The sequence below is a fragment of the Rhizobium sp. M10 genome (assembly GCF_002531955.1).
In the GTDB taxonomy this organism is placed as follows: domain Bacteria; phylum Pseudomonadota; class Alphaproteobacteria; order Rhizobiales; family Rhizobiaceae; genus Rhizobium; species Rhizobium etli_C.
This window is the reverse complement of sequence record NZ_NWTA01000002.1, coordinates 154,792-177,472: the sequence shown is the minus strand read 5'-3', so window position 1 is coordinate 177,472 and position 22,681 is coordinate 154,792. Positions and strand designations below refer to the sequence as shown.

21 protein-coding genes are annotated in these 22,681 nt (G+C 62.4%); 14 read left to right on the top strand and 7 right to left on the bottom strand.

Annotated elements, in window-relative coordinates:
- Positions 1-333: 333 nt before the first annotated feature.
- On the top strand, positions 334-1,695 hold the full coding sequence (locus CO671_RS02575; RefSeq protein WP_097604202.1) for an NAD(P)-dependent oxidoreductase: 1,362 nt from the start codon (positions 334-336) through the stop codon (positions 1,693-1,695).
- Between the two features lie 15 nt (positions 1,696-1,710).
- Positions 1,711-3,024: an NAD-dependent dihydropyrimidine dehydrogenase subunit PreA gene (preA, locus tag CO671_RS02570; protein ID WP_097604201.1), complete on the top strand. Its 1,314-nt coding sequence runs from the start codon at positions 1,711-1,713 to the stop codon at positions 3,022-3,024.
- 91 nt (positions 3,025-3,115) lie between these two features.
- Here the strand turns inward: preA and CO671_RS02565 are convergent, their stop codons facing one another.
- The 4 genes from CO671_RS02565 to ftrA form a co-directional block, all read right to left on the bottom strand.
- The gene (locus tag CO671_RS02565) at positions 3,116-3,550 is read right to left on the bottom strand and encodes a DUF6766 family protein (protein ID WP_097604200.1); all 435 of its coding nucleotides are present in this window, start codon (positions 3,548-3,550) and stop codon (positions 3,116-3,118) included.
- 775 nt (positions 3,551-4,325) lie between these two features.
- Positions 4,326-4,940: a peptide chain release factor H gene (prfH, locus tag CO671_RS02555; protein ID WP_097604198.1), complete on the bottom strand. Its 615-nt coding sequence runs from the start codon at positions 4,938-4,940 to the stop codon at positions 4,326-4,328.
- The gene (locus CO671_RS02550; RefSeq protein WP_245424939.1) at positions 4,927-6,117 is read right to left on the bottom strand and encodes an RNA ligase RtcB family protein; all 1,191 of its coding nucleotides are present in this window, start codon (positions 6,115-6,117) and stop codon (positions 4,927-4,929) included. The genes prfH and CO671_RS02550 overlap by 14 nt, the downstream gene beginning before the upstream one ends.
- Before the next feature lie 231 nt (positions 6,118-6,348).
- On the bottom strand, positions 6,349-7,350 hold the full coding sequence (ftrA, locus tag CO671_RS02545) for a transcriptional regulator FtrA (protein WP_097604196.1): 1,002 nt from the start codon (positions 7,348-7,350) through the stop codon (positions 6,349-6,351).
- 71 nt (positions 7,351-7,421) lie between these two features.
- Between ftrA and CO671_RS02540 the strand changes: the two genes are divergently transcribed.
- Positions 7,422-7,832 (top strand): rhodanese-like domain-containing protein, encoded by a 411-nt coding sequence (locus CO671_RS02540; RefSeq protein WP_097604195.1) that lies wholly within the window; start codon positions 7,422-7,424, stop codon positions 7,830-7,832.
- 39 nt (positions 7,833-7,871) lie between these two features.
- On the opposite strand, the gene CO671_RS02535 is transcribed toward CO671_RS02540, so the two are convergent.
- Positions 7,872-8,894: an NAD(P)-dependent alcohol dehydrogenase gene (locus CO671_RS02535; RefSeq protein ID WP_097604194.1), complete on the bottom strand. Its 1,023-nt coding sequence runs from the start codon at positions 8,892-8,894 to the stop codon at positions 7,872-7,874.
- 102 nt (positions 8,895-8,996) lie between these two features.
- Between CO671_RS02535 and CO671_RS02530 the strand changes: the two genes are divergently transcribed.
- From CO671_RS02530 to CO671_RS02520, 3 genes are all read left to right on the top strand, one after another.
- Entirely contained in the window at positions 8,997-9,896 is a 900-nt protein-coding gene (locus tag CO671_RS02530) for a LysR family transcriptional regulator (RefSeq protein WP_097604193.1), read from the top strand.
- A gap of 178 nt (positions 9,897-10,074) precedes the next feature.
- Positions 10,075-10,611, top strand: a complete 537-nt coding sequence (locus CO671_RS02525; protein WP_097604192.1) for a biliverdin-producing heme oxygenase — start codon at positions 10,075-10,077, stop codon at positions 10,609-10,611.
- Positions 10,608-13,172 (top strand): HWE histidine kinase domain-containing protein, encoded by a 2,565-nt coding sequence (locus tag CO671_RS02520; protein ID WP_097604191.1) that lies wholly within the window; start codon positions 10,608-10,610, stop codon positions 13,170-13,172. Before CO671_RS02525 ends, CO671_RS02520 begins: the two co-directional genes overlap by 4 nt.
- A 3-nt stretch (positions 13,173-13,175) precedes the next feature.
- Here the strand turns inward: CO671_RS02520 and CO671_RS02515 are convergent, their stop codons facing one another.
- Positions 13,176-13,853, bottom strand: coding sequence for a TetR family transcriptional regulator C-terminal domain-containing protein (locus tag CO671_RS02515; protein ID WP_010028901.1), 678 nt, complete (start codon positions 13,851-13,853; stop codon positions 13,176-13,178).
- A gap of 273 nt (positions 13,854-14,126) precedes the next feature.
- On the opposite strand from CO671_RS02515, the gene CO671_RS02510 reads away from it, so the two are divergent.
- The 3 genes from CO671_RS02510 to hydA are packed head-to-tail and all read left to right on the top strand — an operon-like array spanning position 14,127 to position 17,421.
- On the top strand, positions 14,127-15,380 hold the full coding sequence (locus tag CO671_RS02510; protein WP_097604190.1) for a Zn-dependent hydrolase: 1,254 nt from the start codon (positions 14,127-14,129) through the stop codon (positions 15,378-15,380).
- Positions 15,380-15,970 carry a DUF559 domain-containing protein gene (locus CO671_RS02505; protein WP_097604189.1) on the top strand — a complete coding sequence of 197 codons (591 nt, stop codon included), beginning with the start codon at positions 15,380-15,382 and terminating at the stop codon, positions 15,968-15,970. The genes CO671_RS02510 and CO671_RS02505 overlap by 1 nt, the downstream gene beginning before the upstream one ends.
- Positions 15,967-17,421, top strand: coding sequence for a dihydropyrimidinase (gene hydA / locus CO671_RS02500; protein WP_097604188.1), 1,455 nt, complete (start codon positions 15,967-15,969; stop codon positions 17,419-17,421). The genes CO671_RS02505 and hydA overlap by 4 nt, the downstream gene beginning before the upstream one ends.
- A gap of 57 nt (positions 17,422-17,478) precedes the next feature.
- Here hydA and CO671_RS02495 read toward each other — a convergent pair whose 3' ends face one another.
- Positions 17,479-17,892 carry a cupin domain-containing protein gene (locus tag CO671_RS02495; RefSeq protein WP_097604187.1) on the bottom strand — a complete coding sequence of 138 codons (414 nt, stop codon included), beginning with the start codon at positions 17,890-17,892 and terminating at the stop codon, positions 17,479-17,481.
- A 94-nt stretch (positions 17,893-17,986) separates the two neighbouring features.
- On the opposite strand from CO671_RS02495, the gene CO671_RS02490 reads away from it, so the two are divergent.
- The 5 genes from CO671_RS02490 (at position 17,987) to CO671_RS02470 (ending at position 22,406) form a co-directional block, all read left to right on the top strand.
- Positions 17,987-18,772: an ABC transporter ATP-binding protein gene (locus tag CO671_RS02490; protein WP_097581928.1), complete on the top strand. Its 786-nt coding sequence runs from the start codon at positions 17,987-17,989 to the stop codon at positions 18,770-18,772.
- Between the two features lie 172 nt (positions 18,773-18,944).
- Positions 18,945-19,325, top strand: a complete 381-nt coding sequence (locus CO671_RS02485) for a DUF559 domain-containing protein (protein WP_097604186.1) — start codon at positions 18,945-18,947, stop codon at positions 19,323-19,325.
- Positions 19,322-20,251 carry an ABC transporter permease gene (locus CO671_RS02480; protein ID WP_010029812.1) on the top strand — a complete coding sequence of 310 codons (930 nt, stop codon included), beginning with the start codon at positions 19,322-19,324 and terminating at the stop codon, positions 20,249-20,251. The genes CO671_RS02485 and CO671_RS02480 overlap by 4 nt, the downstream gene beginning before the upstream one ends.
- Complete coding sequence (locus tag CO671_RS02475) at positions 20,248-21,375, top strand: ABC transporter permease (protein WP_097604185.1); 1,128 nt, start codon at positions 20,248-20,250, stop codon at positions 21,373-21,375. The genes CO671_RS02480 and CO671_RS02475 overlap by 4 nt, the downstream gene beginning before the upstream one ends.
- 59 nt (positions 21,376-21,434) lie before the next feature.
- Positions 21,435-22,406 (top strand): ABC transporter substrate-binding protein, encoded by a 972-nt coding sequence (locus CO671_RS02470; protein WP_097604184.1) that lies wholly within the window; start codon positions 21,435-21,437, stop codon positions 22,404-22,406.
- Positions 22,407-22,681 lie beyond the last annotated feature (275 nt).

The following is a 22,681-nucleotide window of genomic DNA, read 5'->3' as shown; positions in this document are numbered from 1 at the left end:
GGGACCGTGAGTACGTCCGGATAGTGGGTTGGGGGCGCGCATGTTGGGTCGATGCGATCACCATCCGGATATCGCAATAACGACGACGTCCAAATTTGGTTCCCTGCGATCGTAAATAAATTCCACTTTTTTGACTCCTTTTTTCGGACTCCCCTTCTGGGCCGAACGCGCAAATATTTCGCAGGCCTAAGGCTGGGAAATTTCTCGTTTGAAAACAGCAGCTTGCGCGGGCACGGAAGAGAGCGAACCGTCAAAATTTTACCGTTTGATAAATTTTTAAACCTGAGTTACGCTTTCCCTCACAGGCCGTTTACCAATAATGAGGGAACTTCAATGGAACGACTGGAAACTGGGATTCATTCCGGCCGGCTATCGCCCGCCGAGTATGAGGCTAATTTTTCCGATCTGCATCCACGCCTCGACAATCACGAGGCGCTGGTCGCCGCCGACCGCTGTTATTTCTGTTATGACGCGCCGTGCATGACGGCCTGTCCCACCTCGATCGACATTCCGCTCTTCATCCGGCAGATTTCGACCGGCAATCCGATCGGCTCGGCAAAGACGATCTTCGATCAGAATATCCTCGGCGGCATGTGCGCCCGCGTCTGTCCCACCGAAGAGCTCTGCGAACAGGCCTGTGTGCGCAACACGGCGGAAGAACGGCCTGTCGAGATCGGCCGCCTGCAGCGTTACGCGACCGATACCGCCATGCAGGCCGGCAAACAGTTCTATGTCAGGGCCGAAGCATCAGGAAAGAAGATCGCCGTCGTCGGCGCCGGCCCGGCAGGACTGGCCGCTGCGCACCGCCTGGCGGTGAAAGGCCACTCCGTCACCATCTACGATGCCAGGGAAAAATCCGGCGGCCTCAACGAATACGGCATCGCCACCTATAAGACAGTCGACGACTTCGCCCAGCAGGAAGTCGATTACATCATCTCGATCGGCGGCATCGAAGTCCGCCACGGCGCCCTTCTCGGCCGCGATTTTTCGCTTGCCGATCTGCAGGCGCAATATGATGCCGTCTTCCTTGGCATCGGCCTTGCCGGCGTCAATGCCTTGCGCATCGAGGGCGAAAACCTTGCCGGTGTCGACGATGCCGTCGATTTCATCGCCGCACTGCGTCAGGCTGACGACAAGAGCGATATCGCCATCGGCCGCCGCGTCGTCGTTCTCGGCGGCGGCATGACGGCGATCGACGCTGCCGTGCAGGCAAAGCTGCTCGGCGCCGAAGAGGTGACGATCTGTTACCGCCGCGGCAAGGAGCATATGAACGCCTCGGAATACGAGCAGGATCTGGCAAGCTCCAAAGGCGTCATCATCCGCCATTGGCTGGCGCCGAAGTCGATCCTGGCGCAGGACGGCAAGGTCGCCGCCATCGAAGTGGAATACACCAAGCTCGTCGAAGGCCGCCTCGTCGGCACCGGCGAAACCGGCGTGATTGCCGCCGACCAGATCTTCAAGGCGATCGGCCAGACCTTTGACGCCTCCGGCCTCGGCTCGCTTCGCATGGAATCCGGTCGCATCGCGGTCGACGTCGAGGGCCGCACCTCCCTCGACGGCGTCTGGGCCGGCGGCGACTGCGTCTTCGGCGGCGAGGATCTTACGGTTTCCGCCGTCGCGCACGGCCGCGACGCGGCTGAATCCATCCATCGCGCCCTCTCCGCAGCAGCCGCTCCGGCTGTCGCGGTTGCTTGAAGGGGAGAATGAACAATGGCTGATCTCCGCAATAATTTCGTCGGCATCAAATCCCCGAACCCGTTCTGGCTGGCCTCCGCGCCGCCGACCGACAAGGCCTATAACGTCGAGCGCGCCTTCAAGGCCGGCTGGGGCGGCGTGGTCTGGAAGACGCTCGGCGAGGAAGGCCCACCCGTCGTCAACGTCAACGGCCCGCGCTACGGCGCGATCTGGGGCGCCGACCGCCGGCTGCTCGGACTGAACAATATCGAGCTCATCACCGATCGCGACCTCTATACCAACCTGCGGGAGATGAAGCAGGTCAAGATGAACTGGCCGGACCGGGCGCTGATCGCCTCGATCATGGTGCCCTGCGAGGAGCAGGCCTGGAAGTCGATCCTGCCGCTGGTCGAAGAGACCGGCGCCGACGGTATCGAACTCAATTTCGGCTGTCCGCACGGCATGTCGGAACGCGGCATGGGATCGGCCGTCGGCCAGGTGCCGGAATATATCGAAATGGTCGTGCGCTGGTGCAAGCAGTACACCCGCATGCCCGTCATCACCAAGCTGACGCCCAACATCACCGATATTCGCCGTCCCGCCCGCGCCGCCAAGGCCGGCGGCACCGATGCCGTCTCGCTGATCAACACGATCAATTCGATCGTCTCCGTCGACCTCGACAATTTTGCCCCCAACCCGACGGTCGGCGGCAAGGGCAGCCATGGCGGTTATTGCGGCCCGGCGGTCAAGCCGATCGCCCTCAACATGGTGGCCGAAATCGCCCGTGATCCGGAAACCTACGGCCTGCCGATCTCGGGTATCGGCGGCATCACCACCTGGCGCGACGCCGCCGAATTCCTCGTTCTCGGCGCCGGCAACGTCCAGGTCTGCACCGCGGCGATGACCTACGGCTTCAAGATCGTAGACGAGATGATTTCGGGCCTCTCCGACTGGATGGACGAAAAGGGCCATCGCACTCTCGACGACATCACCGGCCGCGCCGTGCCCAATGTCACCGACTGGCAATATCTGAACCTCAACTACGTCGCCAAGGCGAAGATCGACCAGGACGCCTGCATCAAATGCGGTCGCTGCCACATCGCCTGCGAGGACACCTCGCATCAGGCGATCACCAACGTCGTCAATGGCTTGCGCCACTTCGAGGTGATCGACGAGGAATGCGTCGGCTGCAATCTCTGCGTCAGCGTCTGCCCGGTCGAGAACTGCATCACCATGGAGCAGCTCCCCGCCGGCAGCCTCGACAAACGCACCGGCCGCGTGGTCGATCCGAACTATGCCAACTGGACGACACATCCAAACAACCCGATGGCCCGCCAGGCGGCGGAGTGACGAATAGCAACGCCGCGGCGAATATCGCCCGCGGCGTGCTTCGGATCGCTGGAGCTGTCGCGCAAAGCGCGGTCGCCTGCCTGAGATTGGCTCAAGTGGCGCCGCCGGTCCTGTGAGGCCCCCTGCGCATCTCCAACTCATGCTCGTACGGTCCCGCATGCCCTCCGGTTCTCATGAAGTGCTTATCGATCTCGGCGATGATCACTTCACCCTTCTCTCCGGCATTTAGCCGGATGAGAGCATCGAGTTTTGCTTCCGTGCGGTCATCGTTTTCCTTTGAAGACGGAGAGCCGATATAAAGAAAATAGGCAAGACCAACGACCTGCCAGAGCAATTGCAGGAATTCGGACTGCCAGTTTTCAAAGGTGTCTCTGCTCATTTCCATGAGATAGGCATTGATATCAGGCGCTTGCCCGTGGCTCCGCTGCTCGCCGACAAAGGCGAACCAACCGAACATCCAATGGCCGACGAGCGAAAATAGAAAGAAGGCGACGGTGATCCAGGCATAGGCGTACTTCTTGAACATGATACCTCCTTTGGAAGGCTTCCCTCCTCGAGTGCCGGCGGTCGCGACCAGCAGCATTTGCCGAGATCCATATCAGCCGATCCCGGGCCTGCCCTTCAACCGATCCGGCCCGGAGACCGCGGATGAAGCAATCGGCGCGCCGGTCGTGAACGAGGGTACTTCACGTCCAAAGACGTCGATGAAAGCGCGCTGATTGCGCCCGACATTGTGAACAGTCCCTACTGGAAACCCCTAACGGTTCTGGAAGGGCGGGGTTCCTCGAAACCGCTCCGCTCCGGAGGAGGCTTTCGCATAATGTCCAGGTGAGGCTGCGAGACAGTCCTGTCAGCGCCCCGCCGGGACGGGCGAGTGACGGCTTTGCAACGCGGCGGCAAAGTTCGATCCGCGACATTGCGCTGAACCGGCCATAGACCTATGACGAGCATGCTGCACGACGCAGCGTGTCAACGAAGAGGAGGCAGCCATGGCTCGCAAACACCTCACCGACTTCAGCTTTTGAGGTCACGTCGAAACGGCGTAAATCCTTCCCGTCCGAAGCCCGGGTCAAGACCGGTTCGCAGATCGTTCATGGCGACGTCGAACTGATCGAAAAACTCGGCCGCGCCGATCCCTGCCCCTGCGGTTCCCGGAGGCGGTTTCAAGAACTGCTGCCTGCAATCCGGCCGCTATGACGGCATCGAACGGGATCACTATTTTCAGAGACCGTAACTGAAAGGAGCGGCGCCCCTTCATCGAAGGGCGCCGTTTCTTGTTGCGGTCGTACCGATATGCCGGATCACAGCTTGAAAGCCTTGACCTCGTTGCCTCGCTCGATGGTGCGGTTGGCGATGAAGCGTCCGGATTTGGCCGCCTCCTGCTTTTCAGCCTCGACTTGACGCAACATCGCTTCAAGACGCCGAAGCGCCAGGGCCTTGTTGCGATGCTGCGAGCGCTCGTCGCGCGCCGTCACCACCAGACCGGTCGGCCGGTGCAGAACACGCACGGCGCTGTCGGTCGTATTCTGATGCTGCCCGCCCGGTCCGCCGGCTCTCAGCGTCTCGAAACGCAGGTCGGCCGGATCGATCGTCACCTCGCCGCCTTCCGGCCCCGCCTCGATACGCTGAACCGCAACATACCAGTTCTGCCGTTTGTGACCGGGACGCACCGGGCTCTTGAAGGTGAACCTGATCGTGCCGCAATAGCCGCCGGCGATCCGTTCCGCCTCGAGGCCATCGAGGCTGACGATCGCCGACTTTGCACCGTGCCGATCCGGCATCGGGCCGAGGCTCTTCTCGAAGGTGCAGCCAAGCCCGATCGCCTCACGCTCGAGGATGGCGAGAAGTGCGGAGAGCGCCATGCGGCATTCCACCGGGCCGTTGCCCGACGTCACGAGAAGATCAATAGCGCTCATGGCTGCGCCCTCCTTGCCTGCGATATTCAGGCTTTCGCCGACGCTGTTCCACCTCCGCCTCGTCGACCGCCTTCTTGAAGGTGACCAGCGGCCGCAGGCTCGCAAGACCAACGACCAGCCCTGCCTGTTCGAGATCACCCACCACCTGCCCGGCATCCTTGTAGGCCGACGCCGCTTCTTCGATGACGAGGGCGCGATCGTCGCAGATCGCGATCCCGCCCCAGGAATTGCGCAGCAGCTGTTCGCGTTCGGACCGGTTGCGGCCGACACGCCCATGCATGGTGGCGCGGTCATATTTGCGGCCGGCCCCATGAGAGATGCCGCCGAGCGAACGGCCGATATCGGCGCTCGCGACAACCACATGGCTGAGGCTCGCCCGCGATCCCGCAACCGGCGCGAGTTCGCCCGGTGCGACGGCCGCAGCGCCCTTGTAATGCACAAACCCGCGATCTGAGCGACGAACGAGATTGTGCGGTATGTCGGCGATCAGGCCCAGATCGGCGCGAAGTGCTGCAGCGGCCCGCACTGCGATCAACCGCCGGTTCAGCGATGCCCAGGCAACGCAGCGGTCATGGCTCGCAAGCCAGGCGGCGCCCGCCTCCGAACCCGGATCGAGACCGGCTGCGAGCCCCGAATGAGCAGTCACCGTCTCCGAGAAGACGGCGGCGCCAAGGGAGCGTGAGCCGGAATGGACGAGCAGGTAAAGGCCCTGATCGTCGAGACCGGCAGCCTGTCCGCCCTCGACGATATCTTCCACCGCCTGCAACTCGCAGAAATGGTTGCCGCCGCCGATCGTGCCCAAGGCATCGGGCGCCAGATCGGCCGGCAGTCCGGTTTCGGCCAACCACCCGCGCCCCTCGCCGATTGCCTGTGCTTCGAACCGGCGAAGCCGCTCCGCCGCCTTGTCGATCTTCAGCTTGCGCAGCGGCAGATCGAGGCCGAAGAGCGACATGCCGCAGCCGATATCGTTGCCGATCAGCAGCGGGTGCAGCCGGGACGACAACAGGGCCACGCCGGTTGCGCCATATTTGCCGGGATGCAAATCCGGAAAGGCGGCGATTTCCGAAACACCCGGCAGTCGCGACATCTCGGCGAGCTGGTCCAAGGCGGCGCCTTCGATCCAGGCAGAACTGGAAAAGAAACGATTGATGACCGCCAGATCCGACGCCGACGTCATCGGGGAGCTTCCGCTCCCGATAGAATTGCCCATGATAATGAACTCTGGATATGAGTGGTCTTCATCACCCGAAACGGCGATGTTCAACCGGCATCATCAGCCTCTTGGCCGACTTAAGCCGAAACCCTCTCGGGGCGTGCGGAGATATTCGTCATCGTGGCGCTCCCTTTCCAGAACAATAGAGAGCGCCCGTTTAGGCGAAGTCAGACGTAATTGCAAGCATGAGGCGCGCTAACCGCAGAATGATTTCCGATAGGCGCTCGGGCTCGTTCCCAGCCTCCGACGAAAATGATGCCGCATGGTCGCCAGCGTGCCGAAGCCGCTTGATATCGCGATGTCGTCGAGCGACACCGCAAGCTCCTTCTCCAGGAGATCGCGCGCATGGCGCAGCCGCTCCTTCAGCAGCCACTCGCCGACACTCTCACCCGTTGCGGCTTCGAAGCGGCGTTGAAAGGTGCGCATGCTCATGCCCGCTCTTTTGGCGAGCAGATTGATCGGCTGCTCCTTGGATAGGCTTTCCCGCATCCATTCAATCAGCGGCCCGAGACGGATGCCCTCGCGCTCTTCCGGCACGGGAGCCGCGATGAACTGCGCCTGCCCGCCCTCGCGGTGCGGTGGAACGACGAGCCGTCGCGCCACGCTGTTGGCGGCATCCGGGCCGAAATCGCCGCGCACCACATGCAGGCAGAGATCGATGCCGGCCGCACTGCCCGCCGCGGTCAGCAGGCTGCCCTCGTCCATGTAGAGAACATCGGCGTCAAGGGTGATGTCGGGATAGCGCTCGGCGATCGAGGCGACGTAGCGCCAATGCGTGGTCGCCCTGCGATTGGCAAGCAGCCCTGATCCGGCCAGAACCGCAACGCCGGAGCACAGCGACATGATGCGCGCGCCGCGCTGATGGGCTGCTCTAAGTGCTGCGGCGAGCGGCGCGGGCACCGGCGCATCGATCGCCCGCCAGCCCGGCACGACGATCAGGTCCGCCGCCTCAAGCACCTCCAGTCCCTTGTCGACGGCAACCGTCAACCCGCCGGCGGCGCGCAGCGGCCCCGGCTCGATGCCGCAGACGGAGAAGCGATACCAGCTATCGCCCATCTCCGGACGCGGCAGGCCGAAGATCTCGTAGGCGATGCCGAATTCGAAGGTGCAAAGCCCGTCATAGGCAAGGGCTGCGACCAGCGGCCCTTTCGTCTGATGCGGCGACGTGTTTGGCATGATCTTTACGCTGTCAGTCATGATGGCCAATTTCGCAAAGCTCTACCATCGGCGATACCAAACTGCAATTCCAACACGGAAAGGAAAGACAGATGCCAAGCCCCGTCGCCGAAATACCAGCCGCCGAGCCCGATCTCGCCGCCGCCCACTATGCCGCCAAGCTCGCTTTCGAAACCGATTGCTCGGATGTCCATGCCGCCTTTGCCGGCGCCAAGGTCGATTTCGTTCTCCTCGACGTGCGCTCGCCGGCCCTGTTTGCGCAATCCCACGTGCCGGGTGCGATCAACCTGCCGCACGGCAAGATGACCGCGCACCGCATGTCGGAATGGGCAAGGGACACGCTGTTCGTCGTCTATTGCGCCGGCCCCCACTGCAACGGCGCAGATAAGGCCGCTCTCCGCCTCGCCAAGCTCGGCCTGAGGGCGAAGCTCATGATCGGCGGCATGACCGGCTGGGCCGATGAAGATTTCGCCTTCGAAAGCGAGGCCGTCGCTGCCGAATAGCTGCAAGCTCCCCTCCACGACGCGAGGGGAGCGCGTGTTTCAAAACTCGATGACGACCTTGCCGAACGGGCCGCGATAGAGGTGATCGAACGCCTGCGGCAGTTCCTCGAAGGCATAGCGCTTGTCGATAACAGGCTTCAGCCCGGTCCGGTCGACGGCGCACACCAGATCTTCCAGCGCCCGGCGGTGACCGACCGAAATTCCCTGTACGGTGGGCGCCTTCAGAAGCAAGGGTGCCGCAGCCCCCGAGACGTCGAACCCCTCGAACACGCCGATCACCGAGATGCGGCCGTTGACCGCCACGGCCTTCAGCGCCTGGCCGAGATGCGGCCCGCCGACGATTTCCAACACGTGATCGGCGCCGTAATCACCGGTCAAGTGATAGAGTTGCTCCACCCAGTCGCCGTCGTGCCGGTTGATCAGATGATCGGCGCCGAGGGCGGACGCACGCTCGAGCTTTTCGGTGCTGCCTGACGTAATGAAGACCTCGGCGCCATGCGCCTTGGCAATCTGCAGGCCGAAGAGCGCGACGCCGCCGGTTCCCTGCACCAACACCTTGTCGCCGGCCTTGAGCCTGCCGCATTCAATGAGGGCGAACCAGGCGGTCAGGCCGGCGCAGGGCAACGTGCTTGCTTCGGCGGCATCGAGCGTTGCAGGCGCAAGCGTGAACCACTGCTCGGAAAGCACGGTATGTTCAGACAGCACGCCCGGATAGAAGCCGCCCCGTGTCCGGTAGTGCGGAGTGCGGGCCGTGCCCGGCCCCCGGCCCTCGATCCAGTCCGGGGAAAAGGTGGAGATCACCCGGTCGCCGGGTTTGAAGCGCGTGACCTCCGGCCCGACGGCCTCGACCACACCCGCCATGTCCGAGGCCGGCACGAAGGGAAACTGTAGCGGCAGCCCCATGCCGCTCTCCAGCACCAGCCTGTCGCGGAAATTGAGAGAAACCGCCTGCGTCCGCACCCGGACCATCGTGCCTGACACCTCGGGGATTCGGGCTTCACCAATCCTCAGATCGGCTTCCGGTCCGATTGCCTCGGTCTGCCACTGCCTTGTCGTCTGCATCTTTCTGCTCCGTCTCCATTGAGGAGCAGCAGGTATATCGTTGAAAATTCGTCCGCTGTTGTGATAATAAATCGACAGAATGGTGCCCTTATGGAAACAAATATGGAGCAGCTAAAGGGGATTTCGATTTTCGTCCAGACGGCAGAGGCGGGCGGCTTCTCAGCCGCTGCCGAACGGCTCCATCTTACCCGTTCGGCAGTCAGCAAGACGATCGCAAGGCTCGAACAGCGGCTCGGCGTCCGGCTCTTCAACCGCACGACCCGGACCCAAAGCCTGACTGACGAAGGCCGGTTCTTCTATGAGCGCTGCCTGAGAGCCATCGAGGAAATCCGGATCGGTGAGGCCCAGCTCGAATCTGGCAGGCGCGAGGTCCGCGGCAGGCTGCGGGTATCGATGCCGGTGCTGTTCGGACGCCATTGCGCCGCCCCGATCCTGACCCGCCTGCTCGACGATCACCCGGATCTCGAACTCGACTTCTCCTTCAGCGATCGCGTCGTCGACCTCCTGGAGGGCGGCTTCGATCTTGCCGTCCGCAACGGCCCGCTGAAGGATAATCCCGACCTGATGGCGCGGGCGATCGCCCGGCAGTCCATGACGGTCTGCGCCTCGCCTGCCTATCTGGAAAAATACGGCGTGCCGCAAACGCTCGACGAGCTGACCCACCATCAGGGTATCGTCTATCGCAGGGGCGACAACGACAGGGCCTGGATCTTCCCGGCGGCGGTCGGTCCCCCGCGCGAAGTTCTGCCGAAATCGCGGCTACGGCTCGACGATCTCGCCTCGATAGCAGACGCCGCCGTCGAAGGCCGGGGGCTTGCCTGGCTGACCTGCTGGCTGGTGCGGGACAGGGTCCTGTCAGGTGAACTCGTGCGGGTTCTGACCGATATGCCGTCCACCATCTTCGAAGCCTATGCCGTCTGGCCGAGATCGCCGGTGATGCTGCCGAAGGTGCGCCTCGCCATCAATATGCTGGCGGCAAATCTGCCTCGCCTGATGGATTGAAAAGCGCTCGCGCCGCAAGGAGAGCCTGCGCTTAGGCCGAGCAGTGGACCGAGCGGCAAAGGAAGCCCATGTTTTTCTATGGGTTTCTCTGGAAATACTGCGATGCTGCAATATATCGCTAGTTCGTCGTTCTCCTATAAACGGCATCATCTGCCATATCACCCAGAATACGGTCCGCATGTCACTTCGCAGCGTGCTCCGCGCACAAACAGCAGATTGCCACGCCGAGGTCGACAAGCTTTTCGGCACGTTCGACCTCTCCGATAGACAGCAGTACGGAACATTCCTGCGCGCGCATGCCCGGGTCGTCCCTGCGGCCGAAAATGCGCTCGAGGAAGCCGGTATAGACCGCCTGCTGCCCGACTGGCCGGAGCGCAGGCGCACGCGAATGCTGTTGGCCGATATCCACGCGCTCGGCGATCCGTTGCCCCCGCCCCTGGCGCCACCGGCATTGCATGGCGAGGCAGCGCTCTGGGGAGCCCTTTACGTGTTCGAGGGCTCCAAGCTCGGGGGCGCCCTGCTTGCCAAAGCCGTGCCTGATTACCTGCCCAGCACCTACCTGACGCCACAAGGTCCAAAGAGCGCCATGAGGATCTTCATGGACCGTCTCGATGCCAGCAATCTGGACGACTTCGACGCTGCCGTCGTCGCCGCCCGCGATGTTTTCGGCCTCTTTCTCCAAGCGGGGCAACTCGAACTGGAAGCCGTCCCATGAGCGGCACATTTGAACCCGTCGATCTCACCAATTGCGACCGCGAGCCGATCCACCAACTTGGCGCAGTTCAGCCTTTCGGCTTTCTGCTGGCGGTATCGTCGGACTGGATTGCCGTCCGCGCCTCGGCAAATCTGGTGGAGTTCCTCGGCATTGCACAGGCCGACGCACTCGGCCGCCCTGTTGCCTCCCTGATCACGCCCGAAGCGCTCCACACAATCCGCAACAAGCTGACGACGCTGCGGGGTCCCGACGTCGAGCGGATTTTCGGCGTCGTCCTGACACCCGGCCAAGACAGGTTCGACCTTGCCGTGCACATGAACGAGGACCTGGTCATCATCGAAGGCGAGCGCTGCCAGGACGCCAGACGCGACACCTCTTCTCTCTCCATGCGCAGCATGATGTCTCGCCTTGACCACACGGAAACGATGGAAGCTTTCTTCCGCGAGGGTGCAAGGCAGGCGCGCGCCCTGACCGGTTTCGACCGGGTGATGGTCTATCGTTTCGACGAAGATGGATCCGGCGAAGTGGTGGCGGAAGCCGCCCGCGCCGGCATCGGCTCGTTCCTGGGGCTGCACTATCCGGCTTCCGACATTCCGGTACAGGCCCGCGCGCTCTATCTGCGCAACCTGTTCCGCATCATTGCCGATGTCGACGCCGTCCCGGTCCCGATACTGCCGCACCTCGACCAGCACGGTCAGCCGCTCGACCTCTCCATGTCGGTATTGCGCTCGGTCTCGCCGATCCACATCGAATATCTCAAAAACATGGGCGTCGGGGCGTCGCTCTCAATTTCGATCGTGGTGGATGGCAAGCTCTGGGGCCTGTTTGCCTGTCATCACTACGGTCCGCGCCTGCCGTCGGCCCAAAGCCGCTCCACCGCCGAACTCTTCGGTCAGATGTTCGCTTCGCGCCTCGAAAGCCGTGAACGCCGGCTGGCGCTGGACTATGAGACCAAGGCGCGCCGCATCGCCGACCGGCTTCTGACGGCCGTGGCAGACAATGCCAGCCTGCTCGACGATCCCGCCTGGCTGGTCGAAGCGCTGGCCGAAGCCATTCCTGCCGATGGCATCGGTGTCTGGATCAACGGCCGGCTGGCGCTGGCCGGCATCGGACCGGATGAGAAAAGCTTCGCAGCGCTTGTCCGCCACCTCAACCGCACTGCTGCCGGCCGCATCTATGCCGTCGACAGGCTGGGGGACACCTACCCGGATCTTGAGGTCGACGGTGCAGTGGCAGGCATGCTCGCCATCCCGATCTCGCGTTCACCGCGCGATTATGTCGTGCTCTTCCGCCAGGAGCTGGTGCGGACCGTCCGTTGGGGCGGCGATCCGCACAAGCCGGTGGAATACGGACCCAACGGCCCGAGGTTGACGCCGCGCAAGAGTTTCGAGGCATGGTCGGAACTGGTGCGCGGCCGCTCCCTGCCCTTTAGCGAAGCCGAGCGTCGTGTCGCCGAAACGATCCGGGTCACGCTGATCGAGGTGGTTCTGCGCCTCACCGACGAGGCCAGCATGGCGCGCCAGACGGCAAACGAGCGGCAGGAACTGCTGATCGCCGAGCTCAACCACCGCGTCCGCAACATATTGAGCCTCATCACCGGCATCATCCGCCAGTCGCAGGCGACCTCCGTGAGCCTCGGTGACTACGTCCGCCAGATCGAGGGCCGCGTCCAGTCACTCGCCCGTGCCCATGACCAGATTACCCGCGATCACTGGGCGCCGGCTTCGCTTCGGCAATTGCTGCTGGCCGAGACCGCCGCCTATCTTGGCAAAAATGCGCAACGCATTCAGATGCACGGCGAGGACGTGCTGCTGGAGCCGCAGGCCTTTTCCACCGCTGCCCTTGTTTTCCACGAGCTGATGACCAACAGCGCCAAATATGGCAGCCTTTCCGGCACCGGCCGCGGCATCGTCGAACTCGGCTGGTCCCGCGATGATGAAGGCAATCTGCGCATTGGCTGGCGGGAAAAAGGTGGTCCGCCCGTCACCGAACCGACGCGCCACGGCTTCGGCTCGACGATCATTCGGCGCTCGATTCCGTATGACCTCGGCGGCAAGGCCGAGTTGCGCTACAACAAGGGCGGGCTCGAAGCGGATTTCTTCATTCCCGGGCGATATGTCGTCGGCCCGACGAGCGATCGATCAGATTCAGCGCCGAACGGAGCAGCGGCACCCGAGGTGATTGCAGGAGGACAGCCGCTTTCCGGCCTGAACGTGCTGCTGGTGGAAAACAACCTGATTATTGCCATGGACGGCGAAGATATCCTGCGCCGTCTAGGCGCCGAAGTAGCAACCGCACCGACCGTTGCCGAGGCGATGGAAATCCTGACCGGCCGGTCCTTCGATCTGGCGCTTCTCGATGTCAATCTCGGCGATGAGACCAGTTTCGGGATTGCCGACCGATTGGCAGCTGACGGCGTGCCCTTCGTTTTTGCCACGGGTTATGGGGAAGGCATCGCCCAGGCAAACAGCCATTCGGACGCGCCCGTGTTGCAAAAGCCCTATACGATGGAAGGCGTAACGGACATTCTCGCCCGCATACCGCTGCCGAAAAGGCAATAAACGTCAACTCTCGGAGCGATCCGGCCGCAGCCCGCCAATAAAGAGCTGTTCCAGAAACTGCGCCGCATCCTCGAAGCGGCCTTCGCCGGCATGCTCCTGTCCGAGCACAGCGCGCACCTGCACGTCGAAATCCGCATAATGCTGGGTCGTCGACCAGATGGAGAAGATCAGATGGTAGGGGTCGCATTTGACGATCTTGCCCGATTTCGTCCAGGCGCGGATGACCTCCGCCTTCTCGTCGACCAGTTCCTTCAGCGGACCCTTCAGCTCGTCCTCGATATGCGGCGCGCCCTGCAGCACCTCATTGGCAAAGAGCCGGCTTTCACGCGGAAAGTCGCGCGCCATCTCCAGCTTGCGTCTGATATAGCTGCGGATTTCCTCTTCCGGATTGCCGTCGGCATCGAAGGCGCGCAGCGGCTCCAGCCAGGTGTAAAGCACCCGGTCGATCAGCGCCCGATGCATGGCTTCCTTCGTGCGGAAATAATAGAGCAGGTTGGGTTTCGACATGCCGGCCACTTCGGCGATCTGGTCGATGGTCGAGCCGCGGAAGCCGCTTGCCGAAAACACGTCGAGCGCCGCTTCCAGGATCTGCTCTTCCTTCTCCTCCTGGATTCGCGTCCGCCTCAGGGTTTTCGCTGCTCTCGGTATGGTCACAGGCTGTCGTTTCCCCTTGAAATTCAACTTCTTCGCTCAAGTTTTGGCTGGAAGCACACCGGCCTCTTTCTTGAGCAACTGCCCGTATTTTTATCGGCAATTTTCGTGATTTTCGTCTTGAGCCCGGCGGTGGAAGTTGTAATGTTTACCAATCGGTCAAATTATCCGCCAGATGAAAAACAAAGGCAACTGGCGATTTTCCGGCGCTCGACAAAACCAATAAGAGGCGCAGGAATAGACCACGGGAACAGGCGGGCATGTCACTTCACATGACTGCCGCAAACAGGTGAGGGCATAAAAATGGTGGCAGCACCAGGCGAGAACATGCGCGTCAATGGCGACCGTCTCTGGGACAGCCTCATGGACATGGCGAAGATCGGCCCCGGTATCGCGGGCGGCAACAATCGCCAGACCCTGACGGATTCGGATGCCGAGGGCCGCGGCCTCTTCAAGACATGGTGCGACGAAGCGGGCCTGACCATGGGCGTCGACCAGATGGGCACGATGTTCGCCACGCGCCCCGGCACCGATCCCGATGCCCTGCCCGTCTATGTCGGCTCGCATCTCGACACCCAGCCGACCGGCGGCAAATATGACGGCGTGCTCGGGGTGCTCGCGGCCCTCGAAGTCGTGCGCACCATGAACGACCTCGGCATCAAGACCAAACATCCGATCGTTGTGACCAATTGGACGAACGAGGAAGGCGCACGCTTTGCCCCGGCCATGCTGGCCTCGGGCGTCTTCGCCGGCGTGCACAGCCTCGATTTTGCCTATAATCGCCGCGATCCCGAGGGCAATCTGTTCGGCGACGAGCTGAAGCGCATCGGCTGGGTCGGCGACGAAGAAGTCGGCGCCCGCAAGATGCACGCCTATTTCGAATATCACATCGAACAGGGCCCGATCCTCGAGGCCGAAGACAAGCAGATCGGCGTCGTCACCCACTGTCAGGGCCTGTGGTGGCTGGAATTCACCCTGACCGGCAAAGAGGCCCATACCGGCTCGACGCCGATGAACATGCGCGTCAACGCCGGCCTTGCCATGTCGCGCATCCTGGAAATGGTGCAAAGTGTGGCGATGGGTGAACAACCGGGCGCCGTCGGCGGCGTCGGCCAGGTCTTCTTCTCGCCGAACTCCCGCAACGTGCTGCCGGGCAAGGTGGTCTTCACCGTCGATATCCGTTCGCCCGATAAGGCCAAGCTCGACCGCATGCGGGCAAAGATCGAGGCGGAAGCGCCTGGCATCTGCGACGCGCTCGGTGTCGGCTGTTCCGTCGAGGCGATCGGCCATTTCGCACCTGTTACCTTCGACGAAAAGCTTGTTGCCTCGGTCCGCTCCGCCGCCGAACGCCTCGGCTACACCCACATGAACCTCATCTCCGGCGCCGGCCACGACGCCTGCTGGGCCGCCAAGGTCGCGCCTGCGACCATGGTCATGTGTCCGTGTGTGGGTGGCCTCAGCCACAACGAGGCGGAGGAGATTTCCAAGGAATGGGCGACGGCCGGCGCCGATGTGCTGTTCCATGCGGTGGTGGAGACGGCGGAGATTGTGGTGTGATGTCTCATGTCGCGCCCGGAGCCCCCTCATCCGACCCTGCGGGCCACCTTCTCCCCGCTGGGGAGAAGGGAGCGGCTGGCGCCGCGGCTCCCCCCTTCTCCCCTCGGGGAGAAGGTGCCCGAAGGGCGGATGAGGGGGCTTCGGGTGGGACCAAAATTATCAGGCAGGATATCCGTAAACATCGTCCCGCAAAAACCGGGCAAGCCCGCCAGCTTCACCGCAACGAAACCGAAGAGGAATACCACCTCTGGAGCGACTTACGCGCACGACGCCTGAACGGCTACAAATTCGCGCGACAAGTTCCGCTCGGCCCCTTCATCGTCGATTTCCTCTGTCGCGAAGAGCGACTGATTGTAGAAGTCGATGGCTTCCAGCATGCCGAGAGCGCGACCGATCAACGCCGAACCGAATGGCTCAATGCCAATGGCTATTCGGTCCTGCGCTTCTGGAATCAGGAAATCTCGCGCGAGCGGCGCTCCGTACTCGAAACGATCCTTGCGGCCTTGCAGGGCCGGCTCGAATTCAGTCCCGAACTGCCCGGCTTCTATTCGCCAGCCGCATTCACAACTAAGGATAGGCAACGATCATGACCACAGTCATCAAGAACGGCACCATCGTCACGGCCGACCTCACCTACAAGGCTGACGTCAAGATCGACGGCGGCAAGATCGTCGAGATCGGCCCGGACCTCTCGGGCGACGAGACGCTCGACGCCTCCGGCTGTTATGTCATGCCGGGTGGCATCGACCCGCACACCCATCTGGAAATGCCCTTCATGGGCACCTATTCCTCCGACGATTTCGAGAGCGGCACGCGCGCGGCGCTTTCCGGCGGCACGACCATGGTGGTCGATTTCGCTCTTCCCGCCCCCGGCCAGTCGCTGCTCGAAGCGCTGACGATGTGGGACAACAAATCGACCCGCGCCAATTGCGACTATTCCTTCCACATGGCGGTTACCTGGTGGAGCGAGCAGGTCTTCAAGGAGATGGAGACCATCGTTCGCGACAAGGGCATCAACACCTTCAAGCATTTCATGGCCTACAAAGGCGCGCTGATGGTAGATGATGACGAGATGTTCGCCTCCTTCCAGCGCTGCGCTGAACTCGGCGCCCTACCGCTGGTGCACGCCGAAAACGGCGACGTCGTTGCCTCGATGTCGGCCAAGCTGCTCGCCGAAGGCAATAACGGCCCCGAGGCGCATGCCTATTCCCGCCCCGCCGAAGTCGAGGGCGAGGCCACCAACCGCGCCATCATGATCGCCGACATGGCCGGCTGCCCTGTTTATATCGTCCATACCTCCTGCGAACAGGCGCACGAAGCGATCCGCCGGGCCCGCGCCAAGGGCATGCGCGTCTACGGCGAGCCGCTGATCCAGCATCTGACGCTCGACGAGAGCGAATATTCCAACCCCGACTGGGATCACGCCGCCCGCCGCGTCATGTCGCCGCCGTTCCGCAGCAAGCAGCATCAGGACAGTCTCTGGGCGGGCCTTGCCTCCGGCTCGCTGCAGGTGGTCGCCACCGACCATTGCGCCTTCACCACCGCGCAGAAGCGTTTCGGCGTCGGCGACTTCACCAAGATCCCAAACGGCACCGGCGGCCTGGAAGACCGCATGCCGATGCTCTGGACCCACGGCGTCAACACCGGCAGGCTGACGATGAACGAATTCGTCGCCGTCACCTCGACCAACATCGCCAAGATCCTCAACATCTACCCGAAGAAGGGCGCGATCCTCGTCGGCGCCGATGCCGATATCGTCGTCTGGGATCCGAAGCGGTCCAAGGTCATCTCGTCCAAGAGCCAGCAATCGGCGATCGACTACAATGTCTTCGAGGGCAAGGAAGTGACCGGCCTGCCGCGCTACACGCTGACGCGCGGCGTCGTCGCGATCGAGGAAGGCACCATCAAGACCCAGGAAGGCCATGGCGAGTTCGTCCGGCGCGAACCAGTGACGGCCGTCAGCAAGGCACTCTCCACCTGGAAGGAGATCACCTCTCCGCGCAAGGTTGAGCGCAGCGGCATTCCGGCAACGGGCGTGTGACATGGTGCACCACGATACGGCCATCAACCGGGGAACGACGCCTCCATGCGGATGACCTCACGCCGGCACCAGCGCGTCCAGTTCCGGCAGAAGCACGACGCTTTCCTGCTCGTTCGGGTCGGTGCGGGCGATGACCGCCGTGCATGGCGTGCTGCTGAGGTTTGCCGGCATGTGCGGCACGCCGGCCGGGATATAGAAAAGGTCGCCGGCATGGACGACGATGTGGTGCTCGAGCCGGTCGCCGTACCAGGTATGGGCCTCGCCGGAGAGCATGTAGATCGCCGTCTCGTGCGCCTCGTGCAGATGCGCCTTGGCGCGCACGCCGGGCGGGATCGTCAGCAGATGCATGCAGATCCCTTTGGCGCCGACCGTCTCGGCCGCGATCCCTTCAAAATAGCTCAGCCCCTGCTTGCCGTCATAGGCATGTTTGGGGCGAACGATGTGGCAGGTGGGTTGTGATGTCGCGTCCATTCTCTTCCTCCATGAAATGTGCCGCCGGCAGGGCCTGTGGCGATGGTAACATGCAAACCGCCTCCCCGCGGCGAAAACAAGAATGGTCGCATTGATGCAAGCACCCTCCGTCGTATCCGCCAAGGATCTCTGTCTCACCTACCAGGCGAATGACGGCCCGGTGCAGGCCCTCAGCGATGTCAATCTCGATGTCCGCAAGGGCGACTTCGTCTCTTTCATCGGCCCGTCGGGCTGCGGCAAGACGACCTTCCTGCGCGTCATCGCCGATCTCGAAAAGAGCACGTCGGGCGAGATCTCGATCAACGGCATGACGCCGGAAGAAGCCCGCAAGGCCCGCGCGTACGGCTATGTCTTCCAGGCGCCGGCGCTCCTGCCCTGGCGCACCATCGAAAACAACATCGCCCTGCCGCTGGAGATCATGGGATATTCCGGTGCCGACCGCACGCGGCGCATCGCCGAAGCGCTCGACCTCGTCAGCCTGTCCGGCTTCGAGAAGAAATTCCCCTGGCAGCTTTCCGGCGGCATGCAGCAGCGCGCCTCGATCGCCCGCGCGCTCGCCTTCGACGCCGACCTGCTGCTGATGGACGAGCCCTTCGGCGCGCTCGACGAGATCGTCCGCGACCATCTGAACGAAGAACTGCTGAAACTCTGGGCCCGCACCAACAAGACGATCTGCTTCGTCACCCATTCCATTCCCGAGGCCGTCTACCTCTCCACCAAGATCGTGGTGATGTCGCCGCGCCCGGGTCGTGTGACCGACGTGATCGACTCGCCGCTGCCGGCCGAACGCCCGCTCGACATCCGCGACACCCCTGAGTTTCTGGAGATCGCCCATCGCGTCCGCGAGGGGTTGAGGACGGGGCATAGCCATGAGGTGTAGCCGCGTGTCGTTGGAAAAGACCCCTCCCCAACCCCTCCCCACAAGGGGGAGGGGCTTTAGCGTCGAGCTCGCCGCCGGCCTTGATACTCTTTCGCGCCGGTCGCTGGAGAACTCGGCGAGCGCCCCAGGTTTGCCCCTCCCCCTTGTGGGGAGGGGTTGGGGAGGGGTCTAGATGCCACATTCGAACATCACCCCAAAAACCCGCGAAACCGCAAAACGCCTCCGCCGTGAACTCACAAAGGCAGAGGCAGCCATGTGGGATATGCTTCGAGATCTCAGGCCGTATGGCGCCCGGTTCAGGCGCGAAACGCCGATCGGCCCGTATATCGCCGATTTCGCCTGGCTTTCAGCAAGACTAATCGTCGAAGTCGACGGTGATAGCCACGAAACAATTGCTGGCCGCCGACATGATCTTGTCCGGGACGCGTTCCTGCGCAATCAAGGTTTCAACGTGCTGCGCTTCGACAACGCTCAAGTGTTGGACGGCCCCGACTACGTGTTTTTGACTGTCGAAAAACACGCCGCTCCCTTTTTGAAGGAGCGCGTAGCGTGAAACCCGACACCCTCAAAAACAAGATCGTCCCCGTCACCACCATCCTGCTCGTCCTCATCGCCATCTGGTATGCCGCCGCGGTCCTGATGAACGCGCCGTTCCAACGCGACATGGACGGTCGCGCCGGCGCCACCCCGACGACGCTCGAATTCATCGGCAAGACGCTGGCGCAGCCGAAGCCGATTCTGCCCGCGCCGCATCAGGTGGCGCAAAATGTCTACGAGAACACCGTGCTACGCAGCCTTTCGAGCAACCGCAGCCTTGTCTATCACAGCTGGGTGACACTCTCCTCCACCCTCCTCGGTTTCGGTTTCGGCATGCTGCTCGGCATTCTCCTTGCCGTGCTGATCGTGCACAACCGCGCCATGGACCGCTCGCTGATGCCGTGGCTGGTGGCGAGCCAGACCATACCGATCCTCGCCATCGCACCGATGATCGTTATCATTTCCTACAATGTACTGACCGGTGACAATGCGCTCGCCCATCTCCTGAACCTCGATTCCGACGCCTCCCGCCTCGTCTCCAAGGCGCTGATCTCCACCTATCTCTCCTTCTTCCCCGTCGCCGTCGGCATGGTGAAGGGATTACGGTCGCCTGAGATTATGCATCTCGACCTGATGCGCACCTATTATGCCAGCCCGATGCAGACCTTCTGGAAGCTGCGCGTTCCGGCCTCGATTCCTTTCCTCTTCACCTCGATGAAGGTCGCAATCGCCGCAAGCCTCGTCGGCGCCATCGTCGGCGAACTGCCGACGGGGGCAGTCGCCGGCATCGGCTCGAAACTGCTTGCCGGCTCCTATTACAGCCAGACCATCGATATCTGGGCGGCCCTCGTCGCCGGATCGCTGCTGGCCGGCATTCTGGTTGCGATCGTCGGCCTTGCCGCCAAGATCGTCGACCGCGCCATGGGCGGGAGGCCGGCATGAGACATCTGACCTTCTCCTGGCAGGGCGTGACCGCCCTCCTCCTCTGCCTTGCAGCGCTGATCAGCCTGCCGCTGCTGGCCGACGGCGCGGCGCAGCCCTTCACCGACGGCACCGCAAGCCTCGTCTTCACCATCGTCATCGCCGCCGCCCTGCTGTCCTTCGCGCCGCAACCGCCGGCCTACCGCGCCACCGTGCTGTTTATCGGCGCCCATGGCGCCGCCTGGATGCTGCTTTCCGCGCTCTCCGGCAACGAGGGCATGGCGACGCGGGCATTCTTCCTGCTGCTCTTTTCCTGCTGGCTGCTGGCTTGGCGATGCGTCACCGAGCTGTCGAAACAGCAACCCGTCACCGCCTTCGGCAAATCGACACTCCAGCTGCTGATCCCGGCGATCTTCGGTGCCTGGATCCTTATCCTTTGGGAGGCGGCAACGCGCGGCGCCGGCATTCCTTTCATCATCCTGCCGCCGCCGAGCGCCATCGGCGCCCGCATCATGACCTCCCTGCCGATCCTCGGCGATGACGTCAGGCAGACGATCTTCAAGGCTGTCCTGATCGGTTATGCCGTCGGCTGCCTCAGCGGTTTCGCCGTCGCCGTACTGGCTGACCGCATCACCTTCCTGCGCCGCGGCCTTCTGCCGATCGGCAACATGGTGTCGGCCCTGCCGATCATCGGCGTCGCTCCGGTCATGGTCATGTGGTTCGGCTTCGATTGGCCTTCGAAGGCCGCCGTCGTCATCATCATGACCTTCTTCCCGATGCTGGTGAACACCGTCGCCGGCCTTGCCGCCTCCGGCAGCATGGAGCGCGACCTGATGCGCACCTATGCATCGAGCGATTGGCAGACGCTGCTCAAGCTCAAGCTTCCGGCAGCCATGCCGTTCATTTTTAACGCACTGAAGATCAACTCGACGCTGGCGCTGATTGGTGCCATCGTTGCCGAATTCTTCGGGACGCCGATCGTCGGCATGGGCTTCCGCATCTCCACCGAGATCGGCCGCATGAATGTCGATATGGTCTGGGCGGAAATCGCCGTTGCGGCGCTGGCCGGCTCGATCTTCTATGGCGTCATCGCCCTGACGGAACGGGCGGTGACATTCTGGCATCCGTCTATCCGTGGTGGCTAGACGCGCACGGGCTTCGCAAACGGGGTTCGGGCATAACTTCAGAGGGTAAGGATAAAAAAATGAGAAAGTTGATGGTTGCAATGATGGCGAGCGCGATGACGCTGGCCGCCGCACACGCGATGGCCGCCGACAAGGTGGTGCTGCAGCTGAAATGGGTCACGCAGGGCCAGTTCGGCGGCTATTACGTCGCCAAGGACAAAGGCTTTTACAAAGAGGAAGGCCTCGACGTCGACATCAAGCCGGGCGGCCCGGACATTGCTCCCGAACAGGTGATCGCCGGCGGCGGCGCCGATGTCATCGTCGACTGGATGGGCGGCGCTCTCGTTGCCCGCGAAAAGGGCGTACCGCTCGTCAATATCGCCCAGCCCTACCAGAAGTCAGGCCTGGAAATGATCTGCCGCAAGGACGGCCCTGTTAAGACCGAGGCCGATTTCAAAGGCCACACGCTCGGTGTCTGGTTCTTCGGCAACGAATATCCTTTCTTCGCCTGGATGAACAAGCTGGGCCTGTCCACCGACGGCGGCCCGAACGGTGTCACTGTGCTGAAGCAGAGCTTCGACGTGCAGCCGCTTGTTCAGAAGCAGGCCGACTGCATCTCGGTCATGACCTATAATGAATACTGGCAGGCGATCGATGCCGGCTTCAAGCCGGAGGAACTGACGGTCTTCAACTATACCGAGATGGGCAACGACCTCTTGGAAGACGGCCTCTACGTGATGGAGGACAAGCTGAAGGATCCGGCCTTCAAGGAGAAGATGGTCAAGTTCGTCCGCGCCTCGATGAAAGGCTGGAAATATGCGACCGAAAACCCCGATGAAGCCGCCGAGATCGTCATGGACAATGGCGGTCAGGACGAAAACCACCAGAAGCGCATGATGGGCGAAGTCGCCAAGCTCGTCGGTGACGGCTCCGGCAAGCTGGACGAGGCGCTCTATGCCCGCACAGCAAAGGCGCTGCTTGATCAGAAGATCATCAGCAAGGAGCCCTCGGGCGCCTGGACGCACGACATTACCGACGCTGCGTCCAAGTAATCGCGGCAACATTGCGAGGGAAACGCGCGGGGAAGATCTCCGCGCGTTTCGTATTTTTCCTGCTTGCACGAAAAATCACCCTGCAACTGTCGCATTTGTCCGGCGTCAAACGTCATTGCGGTAGAGGCGGGATCAATCATCGTCATGCTCGCATAACCCTTCGGTGATTGATTCAGGTTCTGATGGTAATTATTATCGGCTCATGGGGAATTGTTTTCTGCCGGGCTTGCATATCGAGCAAATCGATACCAATTAGAAGCCGATTTGCCGACGAG

Excerpts from the sequence above, each read along its gene's own strand:
- CO671_RS02575 (WP_097604202.1), top strand. The coding sequence starts at position 334 with ATGGAACGACTGGAAACTGGGATTCATTCCGGCCGGCTATCGCCCGCC.
- preA (WP_097604201.1), top strand. The coding sequence starts at position 1,711 with ATGGCTGATCTCCGCAATAATTTCGTCGGCATCAAATCCCCGAACCCG.
- CO671_RS02565 (WP_097604200.1), bottom strand. The coding sequence starts at position 3,550 with ATGTTCAAGAAGTACGCCTATGCCTGGATCACCGTCGCCTTCTTTCTA.
- prfH (WP_097604198.1), bottom strand. The coding sequence starts at position 4,940 with ATGAGCGCTATTGATCTTCTCGTGACGTCGGGCAACGGCCCGGTGGAA.
- CO671_RS02550 (WP_245424939.1), bottom strand. The coding sequence starts at position 6,117 with ATGACGTCGGCGTCGGATCTGGCGGTCATCAATCGTTTCTTTTCCAGT.
- ftrA (WP_097604196.1), bottom strand. The coding sequence starts at position 7,350 with ATGACTGACAGCGTAAAGATCATGCCAAACACGTCGCCGCATCAGACG.
- CO671_RS02540 (WP_097604195.1), top strand. The coding sequence starts at position 7,422 with ATGCCAAGCCCCGTCGCCGAAATACCAGCCGCCGAGCCCGATCTCGCC.
- CO671_RS02535 (WP_097604194.1), bottom strand. The coding sequence starts at position 8,894 with ATGCAGACGACAAGGCAGTGGCAGACCGAGGCAATCGGACCGGAAGCC.
- CO671_RS02530 (WP_097604193.1), top strand. The coding sequence starts at position 8,997 with ATGGAGCAGCTAAAGGGGATTTCGATTTTCGTCCAGACGGCAGAGGCG.
- CO671_RS02525 (WP_097604192.1), top strand. The coding sequence starts at position 10,075 with ATGTCACTTCGCAGCGTGCTCCGCGCACAAACAGCAGATTGCCACGCC.
- CO671_RS02520 (WP_097604191.1), top strand. The coding sequence starts at position 10,608 with ATGAGCGGCACATTTGAACCCGTCGATCTCACCAATTGCGACCGCGAG.
- CO671_RS02510 (WP_097604190.1), top strand. The coding sequence starts at position 14,127 with ATGGTGGCAGCACCAGGCGAGAACATGCGCGTCAATGGCGACCGTCTC.
- CO671_RS02505 (WP_097604189.1), top strand. The coding sequence starts at position 15,380 with ATGTCTCATGTCGCGCCCGGAGCCCCCTCATCCGACCCTGCGGGCCAC.
- hydA (WP_097604188.1), top strand. The coding sequence starts at position 15,967 with ATGACCACAGTCATCAAGAACGGCACCATCGTCACGGCCGACCTCACC.
- CO671_RS02495 (WP_097604187.1), bottom strand. The coding sequence starts at position 17,892 with ATGGACGCGACATCACAACCCACCTGCCACATCGTTCGCCCCAAACAT.
- CO671_RS02490 (WP_097581928.1), top strand. The coding sequence starts at position 17,987 with ATGCAAGCACCCTCCGTCGTATCCGCCAAGGATCTCTGTCTCACCTAC.
- CO671_RS02485 (WP_097604186.1), top strand. The coding sequence starts at position 18,945 with ATGCCACATTCGAACATCACCCCAAAAACCCGCGAAACCGCAAAACGC.
- CO671_RS02475 (WP_097604185.1), top strand. The coding sequence starts at position 20,248 with ATGAGACATCTGACCTTCTCCTGGCAGGGCGTGACCGCCCTCCTCCTC.
- CO671_RS02470 (WP_097604184.1), top strand. The coding sequence starts at position 21,435 with ATGAGAAAGTTGATGGTTGCAATGATGGCGAGCGCGATGACGCTGGCC.